At 71.0% G+C, this 19777-nt stretch carries 26 protein-coding genes, 1 tRNA gene and 2 pseudogenes; 14 read left to right on the forward strand and 15 right to left on the reverse strand.

The window, feature by feature from the left end:
• Positions 1-105: 105 nt before the first annotated feature.
• The 4 genes and pseudogenes from K933_RS10720 to K933_RS10735 form a co-directional block, all read left to right on the forward strand.
• Positions 106-261, forward strand: a pseudogene (locus K933_RS10720) (permease); the annotation flags it as partial.
• 91 nt (positions 262-352) lie between these two features.
• On the forward strand, positions 353-574 hold the full coding sequence (locus K933_RS10725; protein WP_023394758.1) for a hypothetical protein: 222 nt from the start codon (positions 353-355) through the stop codon (positions 572-574).
• A 224-nt stretch (positions 575-798) separates the two neighbouring features.
• Positions 799-1011, forward strand: coding sequence for a hypothetical protein (locus tag K933_RS10730; RefSeq protein ID WP_023394759.1), 213 nt, complete (start codon positions 799-801; stop codon positions 1009-1011).
• A gap of 8 nt (positions 1012-1019) precedes the next feature.
• Positions 1020-1435 (forward strand): annotated as a pseudogene (locus K933_RS10735) (PIN domain-containing protein).
• Between the two features lie 10 nt (positions 1436-1445).
• Here K933_RS10735 and K933_RS18740 read toward each other — a convergent pair.
• The 4 genes from K933_RS18740 to K933_RS10750 form a co-directional block, all read right to left on the reverse strand.
• The gene (locus tag K933_RS18740; protein ID WP_023394760.1) at positions 1446-1589 is read right to left on the reverse strand and encodes a hypothetical protein; all 144 of its coding nucleotides are present in this window, start codon (positions 1587-1589) and stop codon (positions 1446-1448) included.
• On the reverse strand, positions 1586-2098 hold the full coding sequence (locus tag K933_RS10740; RefSeq protein ID WP_200862318.1) for a hypothetical protein: 513 nt from the start codon (positions 2096-2098) through the stop codon (positions 1586-1588). Before K933_RS10740 ends, K933_RS18740 begins: the two co-directional genes overlap by 4 nt.
• 90 nt (positions 2099-2188) lie before the next feature.
• Positions 2189-2263 (reverse strand) — tRNA-Arg (locus tag K933_RS10745).
• 50 nt (positions 2264-2313) lie between these two features.
• Complete coding sequence (locus K933_RS10750) at positions 2314-3312, reverse strand: acetamidase/formamidase family protein (protein WP_023394761.1); 999 nt, start codon at positions 3310-3312, stop codon at positions 2314-2316.
• A 471-nt stretch (positions 3313-3783) separates the two neighbouring features.
• On the opposite strand from K933_RS10750, the gene K933_RS10755 reads away from it, so the two are divergent.
• The 4 genes from K933_RS10755 (at position 3784) to K933_RS18745 (ending at position 6142) form a co-directional block, all read left to right on the forward strand.
• Positions 3784-4632, forward strand: coding sequence for a geranylgeranylglycerol-phosphate geranylgeranyltransferase (locus tag K933_RS10755; protein WP_023394762.1), 849 nt, complete (start codon positions 3784-3786; stop codon positions 4630-4632).
• Between the two features lie 134 nt (positions 4633-4766).
• Complete coding sequence (locus tag K933_RS10760) at positions 4767-5372, forward strand: RAD55 family ATPase (protein ID WP_023394763.1); 606 nt, start codon at positions 4767-4769, stop codon at positions 5370-5372.
• A gap of 151 nt (positions 5373-5523) precedes the next feature.
• Entirely contained in the window at positions 5524-5946 is a 423-nt protein-coding gene (locus K933_RS10765) for a CoA-binding protein (protein WP_023394764.1), read from the forward strand.
• A gap of 40 nt (positions 5947-5986) precedes the next feature.
• Positions 5987-6142, forward strand: coding sequence for a hypothetical protein (locus K933_RS18745; RefSeq protein ID WP_200862319.1), 156 nt, complete (start codon positions 5987-5989; stop codon positions 6140-6142).
• An 88-nt stretch (positions 6143-6230) separates the two neighbouring features.
• On the opposite strand, the gene K933_RS10770 is transcribed toward K933_RS18745, so the two are convergent.
• Positions 6231-7211: a PLP-dependent cysteine synthase family protein gene (locus tag K933_RS10770; protein ID WP_023394765.1), complete on the reverse strand. Its 981-nt coding sequence runs from the start codon at positions 7209-7211 to the stop codon at positions 6231-6233.
• Between the two features lie 99 nt (positions 7212-7310).
• A complete protein-coding gene (locus K933_RS10775; RefSeq protein ID WP_023394766.1) occupies positions 7311-7676 on the reverse strand; it encodes a DUF5798 family protein in 366 nt (121 codons plus the stop codon).
• Between the two features lie 170 nt (positions 7677-7846).
• Between K933_RS10775 and surE the strand changes: the two genes are divergently transcribed.
• On the forward strand, positions 7847-8683 hold the full coding sequence (surE, locus tag K933_RS10780) for a 5'/3'-nucleotidase SurE (protein ID WP_023394767.1): 837 nt from the start codon (positions 7847-7849) through the stop codon (positions 8681-8683).
• A 95-nt stretch (positions 8684-8778) separates the two neighbouring features.
• Entirely contained in the window at positions 8779-8916 is a 138-nt protein-coding gene (locus tag K933_RS18750) for a hypothetical protein (RefSeq protein ID WP_200862320.1), read from the forward strand.
• Between the two features lie 24 nt (positions 8917-8940).
• Here the strand turns inward: K933_RS18750 and K933_RS10785 are convergent, their stop codons facing one another.
• The 4 genes from K933_RS10785 to K933_RS10800 form a co-directional block, all read right to left on the reverse strand.
• Positions 8941-9633 carry a competence/damage-inducible protein A gene (locus tag K933_RS10785; protein ID WP_023394768.1) on the reverse strand — a complete coding sequence of 231 codons (693 nt, stop codon included), beginning with the start codon at positions 9631-9633 and terminating at the stop codon, positions 8941-8943.
• Positions 9634-9739: 106 nt separating this feature from the next.
• Entirely contained in the window at positions 9740-10540 is an 801-nt protein-coding gene (locus K933_RS10790) for a DUF5803 family protein (protein WP_023394769.1), read from the reverse strand.
• On the reverse strand, positions 10537-11208 hold the full coding sequence (locus K933_RS10795; RefSeq protein WP_023394770.1) for a DUF2110 family protein: 672 nt from the start codon (positions 11206-11208) through the stop codon (positions 10537-10539). The genes K933_RS10790 and K933_RS10795 overlap by 4 nt, the downstream gene beginning before the upstream one ends.
• Positions 11209-11748, reverse strand: coding sequence for a transcription factor TFIIE subunit alpha (locus tag K933_RS10800; protein ID WP_023394771.1), 540 nt, complete (start codon positions 11746-11748; stop codon positions 11209-11211).
• Positions 11749-11898: 150 nt separating this feature from the next.
• On the opposite strand from K933_RS10800, the gene K933_RS10805 reads away from it, so the two are divergent.
• Positions 11899-12528: a hypothetical protein gene (locus K933_RS10805; RefSeq protein WP_049947798.1), complete on the forward strand. Its 630-nt coding sequence runs from the start codon at positions 11899-11901 to the stop codon at positions 12526-12528.
• Between the two features lie 37 nt (positions 12529-12565).
• On the opposite strand, the gene K933_RS10810 is transcribed toward K933_RS10805, so the two are convergent.
• Genes K933_RS10810 through K933_RS10820 form a run of 3 tightly spaced genes read right to left on the reverse strand, consistent with a single transcriptional unit; the run spans position 12566 to position 14735 of the window.
• Complete coding sequence (locus K933_RS10810; RefSeq protein ID WP_023394773.1) at positions 12566-13396, reverse strand: transcriptional regulator TbsP domain-containing protein; 831 nt, start codon at positions 13394-13396, stop codon at positions 12566-12568.
• Positions 13397-13431: 35 nt separating this feature from the next.
• A complete protein-coding gene (locus K933_RS10815; protein WP_023394774.1) occupies positions 13432-14295 on the reverse strand; it encodes a methyltransferase in 864 nt (287 codons plus the stop codon).
• Entirely contained in the window at positions 14292-14735 is a 444-nt protein-coding gene (locus tag K933_RS10820) for a nascent polypeptide-associated complex protein (protein WP_049947799.1), read from the reverse strand. The genes K933_RS10815 and K933_RS10820 overlap by 4 nt, the downstream gene beginning before the upstream one ends.
• Before the next feature lie 236 nt (positions 14736-14971).
• On the opposite strand from K933_RS10820, the gene K933_RS10825 reads away from it, so the two are divergent.
• On the forward strand, positions 14972-15769 hold the full coding sequence (locus K933_RS10825; RefSeq protein ID WP_049947800.1) for a creatininase family protein: 798 nt from the start codon (positions 14972-14974) through the stop codon (positions 15767-15769).
• Between the two features lie 143 nt (positions 15770-15912).
• On the opposite strand, the gene K933_RS10830 is transcribed toward K933_RS10825, so the two are convergent.
• Together K933_RS10830 and K933_RS10840 are read right to left on the reverse strand one after the other, a co-directional pair.
• On the reverse strand, positions 15913-16572 hold the full coding sequence (locus tag K933_RS10830) for an O-methyltransferase (RefSeq protein WP_049947801.1): 660 nt from the start codon (positions 16570-16572) through the stop codon (positions 15913-15915).
• A gap of 341 nt (positions 16573-16913) precedes the next feature.
• Entirely contained in the window at positions 16914-17369 is a 456-nt protein-coding gene (locus K933_RS10840) for a CopD family protein (protein WP_023394779.1), read from the reverse strand.
• A gap of 166 nt (positions 17370-17535) precedes the next feature.
• Here K933_RS10840 and K933_RS10845 point away from each other — a divergent pair, with 166 nt between their 5' ends.
• Both K933_RS10845 and mce read left to right on the forward strand, forming a co-directional pair.
• Positions 17536-19212 carry an acyl-CoA mutase large subunit family protein gene (locus K933_RS10845; protein ID WP_023394780.1) on the forward strand — a complete coding sequence of 559 codons (1677 nt, stop codon included), beginning with the start codon at positions 17536-17538 and terminating at the stop codon, positions 19210-19212.
• A 112-nt stretch (positions 19213-19324) separates the two neighbouring features.
• On the forward strand, positions 19325-19708 hold the full coding sequence (gene mce, locus K933_RS10850) for a methylmalonyl-CoA epimerase (RefSeq protein WP_023394781.1): 384 nt from the start codon (positions 19325-19327) through the stop codon (positions 19706-19708).
• The last annotated feature ends 69 nt before the right edge of the window (positions 19709-19777 follow it).

The following is a 19777-nucleotide window of genomic DNA, read 5'->3' on the forward strand; positions in this document are numbered from 1 at the left end:
AACTGTGATGGTTTCGAATCCATGGTTGAGAAGCCTCTGAACAGTGGAGTGTTAAGTGAAACTGCGATAGAGGATACGTACGTTGCTAGAACCAGATGAGCGACGATGATCGATGGCGTGCTTGAAACCCTTCGTATCGGTGGGGACTTTCTGTGGACCGCGGCGTGGGCGATCATCATGGGGTTCACGATCACGAGTCTCGTCCGGGTCTACGTCTCCAAGGAGCGAATTGCCGAGGGACTGGGCGACGGTGGCCTGAGCTTCCGCGAGAACGTGTCCCAGAACGAATCGGCCTGCCCCCTTCGAGTTGTTGGAGGGAGACGTAGAGACTGTTGAACGACGCTGGTGGTTCGTGGACGCCTTTCTGACCGACTTCCTTCGGGTGAGAGCCGAGACGACCGTTGACGAACTTGAGACTCTCCGCATCGGTTTCGTAAAGCGGTTCGACGCGGAAGCGAGAGTCGCCGGCGAACAGCGGTGCGTCAGCGGGGAAAGAGAGTGTCGTTCCGTCGAAGGGGACGTTACCGACGTGCTGGGCGAATTCAACGGCGTCCTCGACACGAGCGGATGCTGACGGCGCCTCTTTGGCTGCGCTTCCGACTAGAAGTCGCCGTCGTCTAGTTCAAATCCTTCGCGGTCCAGTTTTCACTCCTCACCTCGTTCGTCGGAAAAACACGGGCGCTGCAGGCTCCAGTTCGAGTGTCGAACGAATCGACCTCTGAGGCGTGTGACAGCGAAAGTTAGCAGATCTGAGATGCACCGGAAGACACAGTATTCTGTGTCCACATAGTTTTGTGTATGCCGAGTATCACGGTCAACGTGGACGATGACCTCAAAGAGCGCATGAACAACCATCCCGAGATTAACTGGAGTGAGGTCACGCGGCAGGCCATCGAGGAGAAGATCGAGGCGCTCGAAGTAATGGACGACCTCACCGAGAGTGACGTCCAGGAACTCGCCGACAAGATAAACGAGAGTGGACGCAAGCGCGTTGACGAGGAGTCGACCTGAGCCGCCGAATGAAGCTCGTCATCGACGCTAACGTCGTCATCTCTGCGCTCATCGCGGACTCGAAAACCCGTGAACTCATCGTCACGCTCGAACCCACCTCTTGACGCCCGCGTTCGTCCACGAGGAACTAGGGAACTACGAGGAGTTGATCGTGGAGAAGTCCGGAATGGAGCCCGCCCGCGTGAAACAGTTCGTCGACCTCCTGTTCCAGTACATCGACGTCGTCCCCGCAGACGAGTTCTATTCGGCTATCGAGAACGCAGACGACGCGATCGGCGATACCGACCCGAACGACGTCCTCTACCTGGCGTGTGCGATCGCCAGTGATGCGGCCATCTGGAGTGACGACTCCGACTTCGACGAACAGAGTTTGGTCGAGACGTACACGACGGCTGACGTACTCAACTCGTTCGACACGCTCTAACGAGAACCCCTTACGTGAGGATCCACTGGAACCCGTCTCGGACTGCGTCTTTCCCGCCGGATTCGATGAGTTCGCCGTGGCCGGGGATGACACGGTCGAACTCCCACTCAAGCACGCGAGTGACCGCGTCGCGGAACGTCTCCGTGTTCTTCACGGTGAGCTTGTATTCGAGGGGTTACCCGATCCGGTTGTAGATCCCACCGATGCGCCCGAGAATCCGCATCTCGATTGAACTCTCGCTGGTGATATGGTAGCCGAGGTTTCCGAGGATGACCGTACCGCTCTGACGGTGGTAGCAGGAGAGTTCGGTAATCCACCAGTTCCCATGAGCGCGACCTGATCGATGTCCGCGCTCCACCGCGGGTCCGGCGTACTCCCGAGGAGTCCGTCGAAGCGTACGTCCAGGTGTCGTGCGGGGAGGCCGGGCGCGGCGAACAACTTCACGTCCGGGTACGCGTCTCTGTATTGCTCCATGTAGAGGTGGCCGTGGAGTTTGCTCGTCGGCACGACGAATTTGACTGGGCCCAGTTCGTCGAGGGCCTTCTTGACGGCCGGCGTGAGTTCTGCGGGCGATTGCGCGAACAGACTCCCGTCCGTCAATCGAATGACCGTCATGAGTCGGTTGATCCGCGTTCCGAAAAACCGCAGTGGTTCCTCGTACACCCAGAGGTTCGCCGCGAGTACGAAAGCAAAATCAGGCTTGTTCGATCGATAATCGCCACGCTGTATGGCGAGTATCGTACACCAAATGTATGGGCGCTGCAGGATTTGAACCCGCGGCAGCTTGGTCCGAAGCCAAGTACTCTGTCCAGGCTGAGCTAAGCGCCCTCGACCGTGTTTCTCGTGCGCCGTTTATGACGCTTTCCTTTCGCGTCGACTCACGCCAGCACCGACTCGGGCAGGTACGCGGTCACCGTCCAGTTGGGTGCGTCGACCACCTCGCTTATCTTGAGGTCGACCGCCGCCGAGCAGAGCACGTACGCGTCCTCGCGGGCGAACCCCCGGCGGTCGTGGAGGTGTGCGATCATCCGTCGGACCGCCTCCTTCGTCGCCTCCATCAGGTCGGGGGCGATACCGGTCGTCGCGTACATCGGCTCGTCCCGTCCGGTGGGGGTGAACGGGCCGGTCGTCTCGAACTCCGGAGCCGTCACCGCGCGGTCGCCGAGGACGTCGAACCGGGCGGTGACGGACATCGGGGCTTCGATACCCGTGATGCACACCTCGCCGTCGCCCTGTGCGGCGTGGCAGTCGCCGACGGAGAACAGCGCGCCTTCGGTCTCGACCGGGAGGTACAGCGTCGCGCCCGCGGTGAGGTGCTTGACGTCCACGTTGCCGCCGACCGCCCGCGGCGGCATCGTGTCGTGCGGCCCGTCGGCGGCGGGCGCCACGCCCAGATTGCCCGGAAACGGCGCGAGCGGGACGGCCACGTCGGGCGCGTCCTCGTCGGCGAACCGGGCGACCGGGGTACCGTCCGCCTCGCAGTCGAGGTCCCACGCCCGGACGTGCGGGTCGGGGAACTCCTCGGGGAGGAGCCCGCCGCCACGCTCACCCGGCGGGACGGCCGAGACGCCCCAGCCCTCGTGTTCGAACCCGAGCAGGTCGACCCGCAGGGTGTCACCCGGTTCGGCCCCCTCGATAGCGACGGGGCCGGTGAGCGGGTGGCCGTCCGTCTCGACGGCGCGCACGTCGTCGACCGTCGGCTCCCGCGGGAGTTGTCGGTCGTACGCGTCCCGACAGCCGAACTCGACGACGTCGCCCGGCGCGACGGTCAAAGCCGGGTCGAGTCCGTTGTCCCACGCGTAGTGGAGGCTCGCGTCGTCGTCGAGGGCGTGGTCGGGGGCGGGCGGGTCGGCGACGGAGAAGCGGCGGTCGGGCACGCGAGCGAGTCACACCCCGGACGGCTTAACGGTGCGGGCGAGGGCGACCCGAACGGGTGGTCGGCGGGAGGGAGGACGGCGAGTGGCGCGGGGCACCGGGAACGGCGACGGGGAGCGGCCGGTACCGGCCTCGAACGTTCGAACACCGGTCTCGATCCGCACCGAGTGGCGACGACGGCCAGAACTGTCGGGGTGGTGGGCCCGCAGGTCGAAAGTCGGTTCGAGCGGGGTGGCCACCCGGTGGTCGGGCTGTCCGCGCGACGGTCACGTCGCTCCACTGGCGGACACGTGGCGCCGGGTGTCGTTCCGCGGGGGTCGCCCCGCGTGAGCGGGGTTCGACGTTCGACCCCCGGTCCGGTAGCTCGGTCGTCGGCCGCCGCGGTCGCGCCCCCGCAGGGACTCACCCACGACCAGCGGGCCGCTCGGCGCGTGTCGCGCCCTTTATCCCGGACGACGCGGGAGTCGCTGGTGATGACGGACGCCAGCGCGCGCGTCGGCGGGTACCTCGAACTCACCCGTCCGGGGAACGCGGTCGCCGCAGCCGTCCTCACCGCCATCGGCGCGTTCGTCGCGGTGGGGACGAGCCGACCGGTGCCGCTGGCGCTCGCGGCCGTCGCGACGGCGTTCGCGACCGGCGCGGGCAACGCGGTCAACGACTACTTCGACCGGGAGATCGACCGGCTGAACCGTCCCGACCGGCCGATCCCCAGCGGCCGGGTGAGTCCGCGCGGCGCGCTCGCGTTCTCGCTCGCGCTGTTCGTCGCGGCGGTGGTCGCGGCGGCCGCGCTCCCCCGCCTCGCGCTCGCCATCGCGGTGGTGAACCTGCTCGCGCTGCTCGCGTACACGGAACTGTTCAAGGGACTGCCCGGCGTGGGGAACGCCGTCGTCGGCTACCTCACCGGGAGCACGTTCCTCTTCGGCGCGGCGGCGGTCGAGGGGTTGGGGTCGGCGGTGTGGACGCTGTTCGCGCTCGCGGCGGTGGCGACGTTCGCGCGCGAACTCGTCAAGGACGTCGAGGACGTGGCGGGCGACCGCGAGGAGGGACTGCGAACCCTCCCCGTCGTCGCGGGCGAGCGGGCGACGGTGACGCTCGCCGTGGTGGCGATGACGGCGGCGGTCGCCGCGAGCGGGTTTCCCTACGCCCGTGGGACGCTCGGAGCGGCGTACCTCGCGTTGGTCGTCCCCGCCGACGCGGTGATGCTCGGGGCGACGGCGTGGGCGTTCCGCGACCCCGGTACCGCCCAGCGCTGGCTCAAGCGGGGGACGTTCCTCGCCGCCGCGGCGTTCGCCGCCGGCCGACTGGTTACGGTCGTCGGGTGAACGATTGCGTAATCACAAAGAATAATACCTGCTCACGGTATGTACCAGTAACTCGATGACCGTGAGTCGTCCGAACCCCCGAGCGGACCGACGAGACCGGCGGGTCGGGGCGGGTACCCCCGCAGGGGACGTGCATGTATGAGGTCGAGGCGCTCGGGGCGGAGATCGACCCGGGGTCGAACGTCCTGTTCACGGGCGCGCCGCTGACTGGCAAGCGTGAACTGGCGTTGGACGTACTCGCCGAGGGGACCCGCAACGGCGAGGGGGCCATCATGGTCACCACGAAGGACAACGCCGAGCGACTGCTCGACCGGTTCGGCCGCCGGGTCGACTACGAGGGCAAGCCGGTCGGCGTCGTCGACACGGTCACCCACCAGCACGGCGTCGGTGACGAACTCGACGAGGGGGTGAAGTACACCTCCTCGCCGGTCGACCTCACCGGCATCGGGATCAAGTTCTCGGAGTTCTTAGAGGAGTTCCACAACGATCGTGGGATCGAGCGGAACCGCGTGATGCTCCACTCGCTGTCGACGCTGTTGATGTACACCGACCTCCAGACGGTGTTCCGCTTCCTCCACGTGTTCACCGGCCGCGTCCAGAGCGTCAACGGGCTTGGGCTGTACTGCATCGACTCGACCGCCCACGACGACCAGACGATCAACACGCTCAAACAGTTGTTCGACGGCGTGGTCGAGACCCGCGAGGACGACGAACCGAAGATCCGGCTCGCGGGCGTCTGAACGTCACGCTCCCCGTTCCCCGCTCGCCGCTCACCCGAGTCTGAGCGCCACGCTCCAGCCCTTTACTCGCCCGCCGCGGGGCGCCGCCGGCCCGACCGACCCGGCCGGCGCCGACCGCACGCTTATCGACCGCGCGCCCCTACCGGCGACCATGCCCGTCACCGACGACGAGGGACTCCGCGAACTGCTCTTGCTCGACCCCGTGGCCGTCATCGGCTGTTCGAGCACGCCCGGGAAGGCGGCCCACGACATCCCCGCGTACCTCGCCGACCACGGCTACGAGGTGGTCCCGGTGAACCCGTACGCCGACGAGATACTCGGCGAGGAGGCGTACGACTCGCTCGCGGACGTCGAGGAGGACGTGCGACTCGTCGACGTGTTCCGCCCCGACGAGGAGGTGGCGGGCATCGTCGAGGAGGTCGTCGAACGCAGGGAGGCGCGCGGCGACGTGGAGGGCGTCTGGCTCCAACTCGGCATCACCGACGACGGCGCGCTCGCGCGCGCCGAGGACGCCGGGCTGACGACGACGCAGGACCGGTGTATGAAGGTGGAACACGGCCGGCTGCTGGGATGACGACGAGACCCCGCTCCTCGCCCGGCCCGACGGACCAGCCGTGAGCGGGTCCGCCGACGCACCCCGCGTCTGCCCCGAGTGCGGCGCCGAAGAGCCGTGGACCGAGCGGTACACGACGGGCGGCGGGTGGCGGGCCGAACGCCGGTGTTCGAACTGCGGCTACCGGCTCGGTCCCGGGACCGACGGGGCGGAGTAGTCGCGACCCGGACCGGAGACGGGCCGCCGACCCCGAACGGGGGAGTTCCCCGAGGCCGGGACGATAGACGCCGCCCGGGCGACGACCGCTACCCCTCCCACTCCTCGAACGAGCGGTACACCCCTTTCGAGAGGTAGCGCTCGCTCGAATCGGGAAACACCGTCACCACGGCGTCGTACGGCGCGTCGACCGCGCCGTCGCGTATCTCGCGGGCCACCTCGCAGGCGGCGAGGGAGTTGGCGGCGGAACTCGACGCCACCAGCTGTCCCTCCTCGGCGGCGATTCGACCCATCTCGGCGTGCGTCTCGCGGTCGGGCACCGTCTTGAGGTCGTCCACCGCCTCGGGGTCGAACAGCCGGTTGGTGGAGACGTCGTGGGTGCCGATGCCCTCGGTCTTGTACTCGTCGCCCTCCGTCTCCTCGCCGAACAGGTCGCCGTACGTCGACCCCTCGGGCTGGACCGCGACGACGTGCGTCTCGGGGTCCCGTTCGAGTCCGTAGTCGGCCATCCCCATCAGCGTCCCGCCGGTGCCACAGCCCGCGACCAGCGCGCCCACCTCGCCGTCGAGCGCGTCGTACACCTCGGGCGCGGTGGTCTCGTAGTGCGCCTCGGCGTTGAGCGGGTTGGAGAACTGCTGGGGGACGACGGCGTCGTCGAGTTCCTCGGCGAGTTCGTGCGCGCGGTCGATGGCGCCGCCCATCCCGTCGTCGCTGGGGGTGTTGATCACCTCCGCGCCGAGCGCGCGCATCAACTGCTGTTTCTCGACGCTGAACCGCTCGGGGACGACGAACACCGCGTCGACGCCGAGTTGTCCCGCCGCCACCGCGAAGCCGATGCCCGTGTTGCCCGCGGTGGGTTCGACCACCGTCCCGCCGGGCGGGAGCGTCCCCTCCTCGAGCATCCGTTCGAGCATGTACGCCCCGATGCGGTCCTTGACCGACGCGCCGGGGTTGAACGACTCCAGTTTGGCGTAGACGGGCACCTCGTCGGGGGCGGCGTGGACCCGGACCAGCGGCGTCTCCCCGACGGCGTCGAGGACGGAGTCGAGGGGCTCGCGGTGTGTCGTCACGTGCTCGCAAATGTTGCCCCCGGTTACGTATCTTACCATCCGCGGGACGGCGGGTCGACCGGCCCGAGGCCGAGGGGTGGCTACCGCCGGGGTGTCGGCTCAGTCCCCGTTCGGTCCGGTGCCCGCGCCCGCGTCGCCGGCGTTCGCGTCGCCCGTGCCGTCGGTGCGGTCGGCCGTCCCGGCGCCGGGACCGGTGGCGCCGGGGTCGGCGTCCGCGCCCGCTTCGGCGGGGTCGACGTCGGCCGTCGCCTCCCCGGGGTCGATGCCCCGTTCGCGCGCGAGCGCCTCGACCAGCGCGCGCTGTTCGGCGAGTTCCGTCTCCAGTTCGCCGACGCGTGCGTCGGTCGCGGACACCGTCTCGCGCATCTCGTTCACCTCGGCGCGCATCTCGTTCACCTTCGTGTACAACTGTTCGGCCAGGTCGGCGAGTTTCTGGACCCGCTTGGCGGTGCTACCGAGTCCCATGTGTGGGACTACTCGCGTGCCCCCGTGTGTCTTGCGGTGGGACCGCCCGCTACTCGGGACCGTTCCGAGTCGGGCGGCGCGACCCCGGAGACGCTCGTCACCGACGCGACGGGCGACGGCGCGCCCCGCCACCCGACGCGCTTTTGCTCGCCCGCCGAAACCGCCCACCCATGGGAACGAGCGCGCGCGGGGAGCCACGCTACCTCCTGACGAACGACGACGGCATCGACAGCCCGGGCTTTCGCGCGCTGTACGACGCGCTGAGCGACGTGGGCGAGGTGGTCGCCGTCGCACCCGCCGACGACCGCAGCGCGGTCGGACGGACGCTCTCGACGGAGGTGAACGTCCGCGAGCACGAACTCGGCTACGCCGTCGAGGGGACGCCCGCCGACTGCGCCGTCGCGGGGCTGGAGTCGCTGTGTCCCGACGCGGACATGGTTGTCGCGGGCTGTAACAAGGGCGCGAACATCGGCGCGTACGTCCTCGGCCGCTCCGGTACCGTGAGCGCCGCCGTCGAGGCCGCGTTCTTCGACGTGCCCGCGATGGCGGTGTCGCTGTACGTCCCCGCGGGGAGCGACACCGACTGGCGCGAACTGGCGACCGAGGAGGCCGACTACCGGGGAGCGGTGACGGCGGCGCGCTACCTCGCCGACCGGACGCTCGACGCCGGCGTGTTCGAGCGGACCGACTACCTCAACGTGAACGCGCCGTGGGCGGACGCCGAGGGGATGGAGATAACCCGGCCGTCGACGGTGTACGACATGACCGCCGAACGCGACGGCGACAGCGTCGTCCTCCACGACCGGACGTGGGACCGGATGGTCGACGGCAGCCTGCCCGACCCCGAGGGCACCGACCGGCGCGCGGTCGCGGAGGGACGGGTGTCGGTGTCGCCGCTCACCGCGCCCCACACCACCCGACACCACGAGGCGCTCGACGGTCTCGCCACCGAGTACGACCGAGCGGTCGGCGAGGAGCGCGAACGGGGGTCGAAGCCGGGCGAGTAGCTCCGAGCGGACGGCCCGAGCGACTCGGGCGGCGATGGCCGCCGGCGCCCCGTTTGGACACGCTTATGTCGGCCCCACCGGTAGCCCCGAGTCAGATGAACACCGCGCTGTTCCTGCTGCAGTCGGCCGAGGGCGAGGCCGCGGCGGCGCTCCCCGTGGCGCCGACGGCCGCCGTCGTGCTGGTCGCCAGCCTGCTGATCACGGTCGGCTGGCTCGCACACCTGTACAGCTGACGCCGGCCGACGCGCCCGGCCGTCTCACTCTCCGACCGGGTCGACCCGCTCGCGGAGCCACGCGGCCGCCCGCTCGACCTCCGCGGGGTCGGTGCCGGCGAGTTTCACGCGGACGCCGTCGCCGGGGTACGAGCCGACCGTCACGTCGAACTCCGCGCGCAGCGTCTCGAACCGGTCGAGCAGCGTCGACTCCGGCTCGCTCGTCTCGACGTGTTCCGCGTAGCGCCGCTCGCCCGAGAACTCGCCCGCGACCCCCTCGAACATCGCCTCCATCTCGGCGGGGACGCCCGGGAACACGTACACCGACTCGATAACACAGCCCGGCGCGACGCCCGCCTCGTTGTGGAGCGGGCGCGCGCCCGCCGGGAGGTGGGTGGTGCCCTCGTCGAGGTCGTCGCCCGCGTAGCCGCCGTGGTCGGCGAGCCACGCGAGCGCCTCCTCGTCGGCGGCCAACTCGACGCCGAACGCGGCCGCGACCCCGTCCATGGTCACGTCGTCGTGGGTCGGGCCGACCCCGCCGGTGACGAGCACCGCGTCGTACGCGCCGCGGTACTCCGCGACGGCGGCGGCGATGTCGTCGACCCGGTCGGGGACGGTGGTGACGCGCTCGACGTCGACCCCCCGCTCCGCGAGGCGGGCGGCGAGCCACGAGGCGTTGGTGTCGACCGTCTCTCCCGAGAGGAGTTCGTCGCCGACGGTGACGATTGCGGCGTCCATGTCTCTACCCCGTCCGTGGGTCGCCGCGAGAATAAGTCCGCGGGCGCGCCCCGCTCCCGGCCGCGGACGGGTCGGGGCGGCTCCGCGTCGACGCCCCGTGTTCCGCTCAGCCCATCCCCGGCGGCGGCCCCTGCCGGTCGTCGTCGTCGGTGTCGACGTCGAGTCCGTGCTCCTCCCGGAGCCGTCTGAGCCGCTCGATCTGCCGCCGGTAGTACAGCAGTCCGCCGACGCCGACGACGCCCGCGAGCGCGACCAGCCCCCCGAGGATCCGGAGGTCGCCGGGCTGGTAGAACTGCACCGTCACGGAGTCGGCGGTCACGTCGCCCCAGGTGATGTGGACGCGGTCCCGGTCGTCGGTCCGGACGGGCGTGTCGTAGTCGCCGGGCGATATCTGCCCGAAGACGGGGAGGCTGACGTCCCGACCCGGCGGGAGCACCACCTCGTAGGAGCCGTCGACGTACGTCGGGAGGCTGAACCGCTTGGGGGTGCTCCCCGCGGTGAAGGCGAGGCGGCCGCCCTCAACGTCCGCGGGCAGGGTGACCGTCACCTCGTCGCGGTTCTGCGTGACCCCGCCGCGGGCGGCGAGCGTCGACCCGTTGATGACCGTCCCGTTGGGGTACTGGTAGCGGACCGCGCGCACGTCGAGGGGGGTCCGTCCACCCAGCCCGTCGGGCCGGTAGAGCGTGGCCTCCGAGCCGTTGACCCGGTAGACCGCCTCGAACGTGGCGTCGCTCAGGACGGTGATGTGTGCGTCGACGCTCGCGTTCCACGCGTAGTCGTCGCCGGCTGGCGCACGGTCGAGGCGGTCGTCGCCGACGCTGCCGCCGCCGAACAGGCCGAGACAGCCCGACAGCCCGAGCAGGCCGACGAGCGCGACGACCGCGAGGACGCGGTTGCGTCGGCTCACGGAATGACGGCTTTCAGCTCCGCGGGGAGGTAGCCGCCGATGGCCGACAGCAGGCCCGGCGGGTCCGTCCCCTCCTTACAGACGATGCTCTGTTCGAGCAGGCCGAGTCGCTCGACCGTCACGATGTCGCGGGCGTGGCCCGCGCGGTTCACCGTCGCGCGCACCTCGCCGCGGGTCGCGCTGTTGACGTTGACGCGGCCGGTGCCGCGGGTCCAGTCGTACAGCCGGTCGCGCTCGGCGTCGGCGAGTTCGTTCGGTCCCTCCTCGCGGTAGACGAACCGGAGCGGGAGGTGTTGGACCAGTCCGAACCGGTCGCGGACCTGCGAGGGGGAGCCGGCGCCCAACCCGAGTTCCGACGAGGGGACCCGGAGTTCGCGGCCGGCGTCGAGGGTGATACCCTCGTCGTCCCACCGCTCGAGCGTTCCACGGTACACCTCGCCGTCGTCGAAGTGGTCGGTCACCTCGCCCCAGCGCTCGCGGAGGACGTTGCGGGCGACGGTCTCGTCGGCACCCTCGACGGTCACGGAGACGAAGTCGTCGCGGCGGACGCCAACATCGGCGTCGACGTCGAGTTCGCCGACGTCGTTCGCGACCAACGAGGTCATCCCGTCGAGCGCGCGCTCGCGGGCCTCGCCGGAGACGTAGCACTTGGTGGCGAGTACGACCATCTACGCCTGTGCCTCGGGCTCCTCGGAGTCGACGTTGAGCTCCTCGCGCAACTGGTCGATCCGCCACTCCATCGCCTCGACGAGCCGGCTGTTCTCCATCGACTCCAGCGGCGACCCGCACTCGGGACACTCGAAGCCGAACTCCATCGCCTCCTCGAACTCGAAGCGGATCGAGTCGACCTCACAGAGGTAGAACTGGTGGTCAGACTCGTACTCCTCGCGCTGTTCGATCCCCTCGAGGAGGCGGTACATCTCCTCTTCGAGGTTCTCCGGGATGTTGTCGTACTGGAACGTCCACAGGTAGGTGAGCCACCCCGAGTCCTCGTCGCGGACCCGCCGGTAGGAGGCGAGGTCGTTCTCGTAGAGAATGAACAGCGCGCGCCGGACGTCGTTGAGTTCCAACCCCAGTTCCTCCGCGAGTTCCTCGTCGGTGACCTCCCCGTCCGGCGGCGCGGCCGCCACCGGCATCCCCGTCGGGCCGACGAGTTCGTGGAGGTACTTCTGGATCACCGGGTCCTCCAGGAGTTCCTCAAAAGCCATTGTAGAGCCTGGGGCGCCGAGTCGTTTAAAATCACCGAACCAGCCGGCGCGGCGGGCCGACCGGCCGTACGAGCGCGGCCACCCGCGCGAGCGCGCGACCGGGGGTCGGCAGCCCCCCGAGTTATGCGCCCCGCGGCCGTCGATCGGTCGATGGCGCCCAGCCCGCCGCCGGTGCCGACGGACGCGCTCGACAGCGGCGGCTGGCGAGAGATCGAACGCGCCGACGGGGTCGCGTTCGACGCCGGCTTCGTACGCGTCGAGACGGCCACGCTCGTCTTCGAGGACGGGTCGCTCCGCGAGCGGCTGCTCTCGGCGACCGGGCTGGACTACCCGTGGCGCTTCTTCGTCGCCAGCCGGCTGGAACTCCGGCCGGCACCGCCGGTCTCGCGCGCGCTGACCGCGCTGGTCGCCGACCGCGCCCGCGCCGGGTTCGCCGACCGACTGGCCGACCGGGGCCTCTCGGCGGTGCGGCGGGCCGACGACCGGTCGGCCGACGGCGCGTTCGACGGGGCGACGCGAGCGTCGTCGTACGACGCGGTCTGTCGGCTCGGCGGCGCGAGCGCGCGCGTCCGCGGCTGGGTCGCGGTCCGCCCGGACGGGAGCGACGGGTCGTACACGCTCGCGGGCGGGGCGTTCCCGACCGCCGTCCGGGACGCCGCCGACCCCGAGACGGCGGACCGACTCGCCGCCGCGTTCGACGCCGACGCGTTCGAGGCGGAGCTGTTCGACCTGATTCGCGCGACGGTAGCGCCGGCGGAGCGGACGGGCGAAGGGGAGTAGGAGCGGGGTGGAGAGCGAGCCGGGCCGGTCGCGCCCGTCAGCCGCGTCGCTCCGAACCGGCGTCCACGTGGTCCTCGCCCGCGAGGCGGGCGCGCGCGGCCGCCACGAACTCCGCGGGCGGGAGCTCCGTGAGCGCGTCCGCGGCGAGCACCAGCCGCTGGCGCGGCCGGCCGACGCCCTGCGGGACGCGCTGGGTCTCGACCAGCCCCGCGTCCACGAGGCGATTCTTCGCGCGGGCTATCTCGGTCCGGCTGGAGAAGTCGACGTCGCCCGCCCACTCGCCGAGGTCCATCGACAGCATGCCGTGGCGGGCGCCGACGAGCGTACACAGCAGGACGGGGTCGAGCGGGTCGTCGCCGCGGAGCGTCTCGACGGCGTCGAGCGCGCCCGCGAGCGTCGCGCCCGCGTCGGGCCGCTCCGCGCGGAGCGAGTCGACCAGCCGCGAGCGCGGCGGGGCGTCGAGCGGGAACGGCGCGCCGGCCGCCCACCGCTCCTCGTTGGCCCGGCGGACGGCGTCGACCGTCTCGCCGTCCGCGACGGTGACCGTCTCGATGCGGTCGCCGACGCGGACGTGGGCGTACGCCGCCCCCGCGCCGACGGTGAGGCTCTCGTCGAGCCCCGCGAGCGTCCGGAGTTCGAGCCGGCCGTCCGCGACGGTCTCGGCCGCACCGCTCGCCGTGAGGAACTCCGCGAACGCCTCCGCGGCCGTCGCGTCCGCGAGGAGGAGCCGCGCCGACGCCTCGGAGTCGTACAGCGCGTCGACGAGCGTCCGGACGAGGTCAGCGGGCGGGCCGACGACGAGCGGGTCACCCCCCCGGAGGAGTCGCTCGGCGAGCGGTCGGTCGCGGGTCGACGGGGGGGTCGTCACACCCCTTCTGGGTCACGATCCGCCTTTAATTTTCGCTATTCTACCCGTCCAAAAGTCAGGTAGCCCGTGTGTCCCACGCCCGCGGTGGAGGGGCGGGTGCCGCGCTCGTCCACGTTGAGTTCCCGCTGGATGGTCTCGAGCGTCTCCACGCCGGCGAGACCGGCCGCGCGCGCCGCCTCCTCGGCCGCGCGCGCGTCCTCGACGAACGGGGCGTACACCGCGCAGTACCCCCCCGAGACCAGGAGGTCGGGCGCCCGCTCGACCACGGCGGCCGCGTCGGCGGTGTCGAGCGTCAGGAGGTCGAACCCGGAGCCGGAGTCGGGGTCGGACTCGGTGTCGGCGTCGGCGTCGCTCCCCGCGAGGGCGTCGAGGTCGTCGCGTACGTCGCCCGTCCGAACGTCCACGCGGTCGGCGACGCCCGCGAGTTCCATGTTGCCGCGGGCGACGGCGGCGAAGTCGGCGTCCTGCTCGTACGTGGTGACGCGGGCGCCGAGGCGGCCGAGGTAGCCCGCGAGCACGCCGGTCCCGGTGCCGGCGTCGAGAACCCGGTCGCCGGACTGCGCGCCGACGTGGCCCACCACGAGGCCGATGTCGCGGGGCATCATCGGCGCGCCGGTGCGCTCGAAGTGGTTGAACAGGTCCGGCCCGCGGAGCCGTCGGGCGCGGAACGGTTCGCCGAGGTGCGTCTCCAGCAGGTCGCCCGACTCGACGTCCGCCGGCACCGTGAGCACGCCGAGGTCGGTCTGGAGTTCCTCGCCGGGCGCGCGGACGTACTCGCGGCTGGAGTCGGGGTGGACGAGGAGGACTGCGGCGAGGCTCGTCCCGGCCGTGTCGGGGTCGCGCTCGTCGCGTCCGTCCGTCCCGTCGGTCGCGCCGTCGGAACTGCCCGGGCCGCTCACTCCAGTCGCGAGATGGCGGCCGCGAGGTCGCCGTCCTCGGCTTCGAGCGCCTCGCGCGCCTCGTCGCGGCTCACGCCCGCCCGCGTGGCGACGAGTTCCACGTCGTCGTCGGGAATCTCGTCGGCCGACTCGACCGCCTCGGCGTCGGCGTCGGACTCGGCGCTCGCGTCGTCCGCGCCGGACTCGGCGCTCGCGTCGTCCGCGCCGGCCTCGGCGCTCGCGCCGCCCTCGCCGCGGGGGCGCGACTCGGGGTCGCCGACGACCTGGTAGGTCTGTTGACCCTGCGCGTCCATCCGGGTGACCTCCGCGCCGTCGAAGACGAGTTCCTCGTCGGCCGTCCGGATGACGACCTCCTCGGCGTCGATGTCGGTCACGTCGATCCCCATCTGCTTCATCATCTGTTCCATCTTCCGCGGGTTCATGCCGCCTCCACCGAACATGGCCCGGAAGTGGGGGGCGCGGAGCAAAAGGGTGGCGAACTCCCCGAACACCCCGAACGCGCTGAGCGCCCCCGAACTCCCCGGATTCCGCGGAGTGCGGGGAGCCCGTGGCTCGGCGGCGCCTGCGGACGCCGCCGACGCCGGCGGCGCGCCCCACGCCGCCGGGCCGGTGTCGACGCCGCGAGCGACTGACCGCTTCCCGCGGCTTCATGCGTCGGCTCTCACTGGGGGTGGACGTGTACCTCTCGGAGCAGACCTGGCCCGAGTTGGGCGAGTACGTCGCGGAGGAGTCGCTCGCGGTCGTCCCGCTCGGGTCGACCGAACAGCACGGCCCGCACCTGCCGCTGGCGACCGACTACCTCATCGGGGAGGCGCTCGCGCGCGCGGCGACCGACCGGACGGGCCACCTCTGCACCCCGCCGGTCCGGATCGCCGTCTCGGAGCACCACCGCCAGTTCCACGGCACGATGTGGGTCGAGCCCGAGGTGTTCCGCGACTACGTCGAGAGCTTCACCCGGAACCTGACGTACCACGGGATAGACCGCGTCGTCTACGTCAACGCCCACGGCGGGAACGTCCAGCACCTCCGCGAGGTGGGGCGGCGGCTCCGCCGCGACGAGACCGCTTACGCCGTCGAGTGGATGTGGGACGAGTCGATCCCCGACCTCGTCGACGAGGCGTTCGAGACCAACGGTCCCCACGGCGGTCCGAAGGAGACGGCGATGGTCATGCACATCGCCGAGGACCTCGTCCGCGAGGGAGAACTCGACGCGGCCCACGAGGGCGGGCGGGCGACGCTCGCGCCCGAGGAACTCCGAACCGCGGGGTCGCGGACGTTCTACGACAGCATCGACAACTCGGAGAACGGCGTGTTCGGCGACCAGACCGACGCCACGCCCGAGAAGGGCGCGGAACTGTTCGAGGCGGCGACCGACCAGTTGGTCCAGTTGGTCGAGTGGATCGACGACCAGCCGTTCGCGGACCTGATGCCCGACCCGCACGTCGACCCCCAGCCCGGCAGCCGGCGGGAGTAGCGACTCCCAACGAGTGGCGAACCGGCGACACGGCTCCGTCCACCCCCGGCGGCGTGTCGCGCGGCCGCGAGCGCCGGGGGGCCACCGTCAGCGCACGCGGTCGGTGGTCGCCCGACCCGACGTGAACCTTCGGACCCGCCCCGCTACGCCACCTTCGTGGAGACGGCAAGCCCCGACCCCACCGGGAGCGCGACCGTCTCGAAGCGGTCGTCGTGACACACCGTATCGAGGTAGTCGGCGATGGCGCGCGACGGCTCGTCGTCGGCGTCGATGGCTTCCGGCTCGCCCTCGAGGTGGGCGAGAACCGCGTCGAAGTCGATGGGGCCGCGCATCACGTTGTCCGCGACGACGACGCCCCCCTCGCGGAGCTTCGGCGTCGCGGCCTCCAGCGCGTCGCAGTACCCCTCCTTGTGGTGGTCGACGAGCACCACGTCGAACGGGCCGTCGTACCGGTCGACGGTGTCGAGGGCGTCGCCACCCTCGAACGAACAGCGGTCCGCCAGCCCCGCGTCGGCGAGGAACTCCCGACCCTGGTCGAGTTCGTCGTCGTCGAGTTCGGTGAGCACCACGTGGTCGGCGCCGCCGCGGAGGAACCACGACGCGGAGTAGCCGAACCCGGAGCCGAACTCGAACACCGTCCCCGCGCCGGTCAGCCGCGCGAGCGTGCGGAGTACGCCCCCCGCCTCCGGGCCGATGTTCGGGAACCGGTGTTCGGCCGCGAACTCCGCCATCCGCTCTTGGACGGGCGTGTGTTCCGGGCCGGCCGCGCGCACGAACCGCCTGACGTCGTCGGGAACGTTCACGCGAGGGGGTACCGAGGCTCGGCACTTAGCGTTCCGGGTGGGGCGGGGACGGCGGTCGCTCCGGCCGGTCCGCAGGCCACGTCGCCGTCGGGGAACGTCTACGTCGCCGACAGCCTCCCCCGGGAGGGCGACGCGTGTCGTCTCGCGGGGGCGGGCGGCCGTCTCGTCGGCAACGTCCCCCGCGCGCGCCGCGGGTCCGTCCGCGACGGTCGGACGGCCGACGGAACCGCGTCGCCGTCGTTCGACCGGCCGCACGCGGAGAAGCCGCCGCTCGACGTGAGCGCGGAGGGTCGGCGGACGGGAACGAGGAGAGACGGACGAGTCGCCGGGTCGGTCGGCGGTTACAGCGGCGGCGCGACGAGGTAGCCGCCGATACAGAGCAGGACGACGCCGACGCCGGCGGCGGCCGTGAGCAGCGTGCCGGCCTCGCGTGCGCCGGTGCGCACCTTGTTCTCGGCGGTCGCGTCGTCGATCCGACTCGTCGCGACCTCGACGAGGCCGGTCATCACTATCCAGAGACCGAGCATCGTGAGCACGAGGTGGCCGCGCGGGGGGGCGAACAGCCCCTCGCTCCCGTACACCGTCGCGGCCATGTAGCCGCCGGTGGCGAGGAACAACAGCGCGGCGACGCGCGTCAGCGTCGAGAGGCCGCCCGCGACGGCGGCGAGCGACTCGGGCGTGGCGTCGCCCGCCTTCGCCGCCGGGACGACTTTCCACGCGGTGAACGCGACGGCGCCGACCCACAGGCCCGCGAACAGCGTGTGGAGCACGTACGCCAGGGTGAGTGCGAGCGGCATGCCCGGGGGGTGGGTCGGGGGCGGGATAAATCCACGACTCCGCGGCCGTCGTGCGGTCCGCGGGGCGGTCGCCCCCCGCGCGGTGGTCGCGCGCCCTCGCGGCAGTCGGCGGGGTCGAGACGACCGGCGTCGAACGCTTAAGGCCCGAGGGGCCGACCCCCGAGGTATGTTCGACCCCGACGACCTGGAGGCGATCCGCGAGGGGAAAGCGCGGTGGGAGTCGGAGACCCGCGCGCCGACGCTCGAGCGGTTCGGCGAGCGGAAGGAGTCGTTCACGACGGACACGGGCGGGCCGGAGGTGGACGCGCTGTACACGCCCGCCGACGTGGCGGACCTCGACTACGAGGAGGATCTGGGGTTCCCGGGCGAGGAGCCGTACACCCGGGGCGTCTACTCCACGATGCACCGCGGGCGGCTGTGGACCATGCGGCAGTACGCCGGGATGGGGACGGCGAGCGAGACGAACGAGCGGTTCCGCTACCTCCGCGAGCAGGGGTCGTCGGGGCTGTCGATGGCGTTCGACCTGCCGACCCAGATGGGGTACGACTCCGACGCCGCGATGGCGGCGGGCGAGGTGGGCAAGTCGGGCGTCGCCATCGACTCGCTGCGGGACATGGAGCGGGTGTTCGACGGCATCCCCCTCGACGAGGTGTCCACGTCGATGACGATCAACGCCCCCGCCGCGGTCCTGCTCGCGATGTACGTCGCGGTCGGCGACCGGCAGGGCGTCGACCGCTCGGAACTGCGGGGCACCGTCCAGAACGACATCATGAAGGAGTACATCGCGCGCAACCTGTACATCTACCCGCCCGAGCCGTCCATGCGGCTGATCACCGACATCTTCGAGTTCTGTGCGGCCGAGACGCCCAACTTCAACACCATCTCCATCTCGGGGTACCACATCCGCGAGGCCGGGTCGACCGCCGCCCAGGAGATAGCGTTCACGCTCGGCGACGGCATCGAGTACGTCCGGGCGGCGGTCGAGGCGGGACTCGACGTCGACGAGTTCGCCCCCCAGTTGTCGTTCTTCTTCAACGCCCACAACAACGTGTTCGAGGAGGCGGCGAAGTTCCGCGCCGCCCGGCGGATGTGGGCGCAGATCATGGACGAGCGGTTCGGCGCGGAGGAACCGGCCTCGAAACAGCTCCGCTTTCACGCCCAGACCGCGGGGTCGATGCTCACCGCCCAGCAGGTGGAGAACAACGTCGCCCGCGTCGCCTACCAGGCGCTCGCGGCGGTGCTCGGCGGCACCCAGTCGCTCCACACCAACGGGAAGGACGAGGCGCTGTCGCTGCCCACCGAGCGGTCGGTGCGGACCGCGCTCCGAACCCAGCAGATCCTCGCCCACGAGTCGGGCGCGGCCGACACCATCGACCCGCTGGCGGGGAGCTACTACGTCGAGAGCCTGACGGACGAACTGGAGGAGCGCGCGTTCGACATCATCGACGACGTGGACGACCGCGGCGGGATGCTCGACGCCGTCCGCGACCAGTGGGTCCAGCGACAGATCCAGGACGTCTCCTTCGAGCGCCAACGCGAGATAGAGGAGGGCGAGCGGGTCATCGTCGGCGTCAACGAGTACCGGGTCGAGGAGGAGCCGGAAGTCGACATCGAGGAGGTGTCCGAGGAGGAGGAGCGCGCGCAGGTCGAACGCACGGAGGCGGTTCGCGCGGAGCGCGACGACGAGGCGGTGGAGGCGGCGCTCTCCGGCCTGGCCGACGCCGCCGCGGGCGACGAGAACGTGATGCCGTACGTCGTCGACGCGGTGAAGGCGTACGCGACGGTCGGCGAGATATCCGACACCTTCCGCGACGAGTTCGGCGAGTGGCAGCCCGGCCGCTGACCGGGCGGGCCGCGACGCGCGAACGAGTGAGGTGGTCGGGTCCCGGGGGCCGCGCGAGCGGCGGCCCGCGGGTCACACCCCGCTTTAGGTGACCGCCGGCCGTCGAGCCGGTATGGAACTCCACCACGCGGGCGTCGCAACCGACGACGCGGCCGCGCTCGCCGACCTGTTCGTGAACGTGCTCGGCTGTGAGGTGGCCCACGAGGAGACGTTCGACGGGATGGACGTCGTCTTCCTCGACTGCTCGAACGGCTACCTCGAACTGCTCGAACCACACGAGGGCGGGACTATCGCGCGCTATCTCGACCGGGAGGGACCGGGCATCCACCACCTCGCGTTCGCCACCGACGGCGTCGGGCGAGCGCTCGACCGGGCGCGCGAGTCGGGCGTCGAACTCGTCGACGAGACCCCCCGGCCGGGCGCGTGGGGGCACGACGTGGCGTTCCTCCACCCCGGCTCCACGGGCGGCGTGCTCGTGGAGTTCGTCGAGGCCTGACCCGCCGCGCGTCGACCGGTCGGGAGGGGAATGGTCGATAGACACCTGCCGAGGGACACCCGGTCGAGG

It is taken from the genome of Candidatus Halobonum tyrrellensis G22 (genome assembly GCF_000495475.1).
Lineage (GTDB): Archaea > Halobacteriota > Halobacteria > Halobacteriales > Haloferacaceae > Halobonum > Halobonum tyrrellense.

What these genes read in the sequence shown, in the direction of transcription:
- K933_RS10785 (WP_023394768.1), bottom strand. Translation starts at nt 9,633, where the DNA reads ATGGACGCCGCAATCGTCACCGTCGGCGACGAACTCCTCTCGGGAGAG.
- K933_RS10760 (WP_023394763.1), top strand. Translation starts at nt 4,767, where the DNA reads ATGTATGAGGTCGAGGCGCTCGGGGCGGAGATCGACCCGGGGTCGAAC.
- K933_RS10840 (WP_023394779.1), bottom strand. Translation starts at nt 17,369, where the DNA reads ATGCCGCTCGCACTCACCCTGGCGTACGTGCTCCACACGCTGTTCGCG.
- K933_RS10805 (WP_049947798.1), top strand. Translation starts at nt 11,899, where the DNA reads ATGGCGCCCAGCCCGCCGCCGGTGCCGACGGACGCGCTCGACAGCGGC.
- K933_RS10730 (WP_023394759.1), top strand. Translation starts at nt 799, where the DNA reads ATGCCGAGTATCACGGTCAACGTGGACGATGACCTCAAAGAGCGCATG.
- K933_RS10795 (WP_023394770.1), bottom strand. Translation starts at nt 11,208, where the DNA reads ATGGTCGTACTCGCCACCAAGTGCTACGTCTCCGGCGAGGCCCGCGAG.
- mce (WP_023394781.1), top strand. Translation starts at nt 19,325, where the DNA reads ATGGAACTCCACCACGCGGGCGTCGCAACCGACGACGCGGCCGCGCTC.
- K933_RS10800 (WP_023394771.1), bottom strand. Translation starts at nt 11,748, where the DNA reads ATGGCTTTTGAGGAACTCCTGGAGGACCCGGTGATCCAGAAGTACCTC.
- surE (WP_023394767.1), top strand. Translation starts at nt 7,847, where the DNA reads ATGGGAACGAGCGCGCGCGGGGAGCCACGCTACCTCCTGACGAACGAC.
- K933_RS10765 (WP_023394764.1), top strand. Translation starts at nt 5,524, where the DNA reads ATGCCCGTCACCGACGACGAGGGACTCCGCGAACTGCTCTTGCTCGAC.
- K933_RS10755 (WP_023394762.1), top strand. Translation starts at nt 3,784, where the DNA reads ATGACGGACGCCAGCGCGCGCGTCGGCGGGTACCTCGAACTCACCCGT.
- K933_RS18750 (WP_200862320.1), top strand. Translation starts at nt 8,779, where the DNA reads ATGAACACCGCGCTGTTCCTGCTGCAGTCGGCCGAGGGCGAGGCCGCG.
- K933_RS10775 (WP_023394766.1), bottom strand. Translation starts at nt 7,676, where the DNA reads ATGGGACTCGGTAGCACCGCCAAGCGGGTCCAGAAACTCGCCGACCTG.
- K933_RS10845 (WP_023394780.1), top strand. Translation starts at nt 17,536, where the DNA reads ATGTTCGACCCCGACGACCTGGAGGCGATCCGCGAGGGGAAAGCGCGG.
- K933_RS10820 (WP_049947799.1), bottom strand. Translation starts at nt 14,735, where the DNA reads ATGTTCGGTGGAGGCGGCATGAACCCGCGGAAGATGGAACAGATGATG.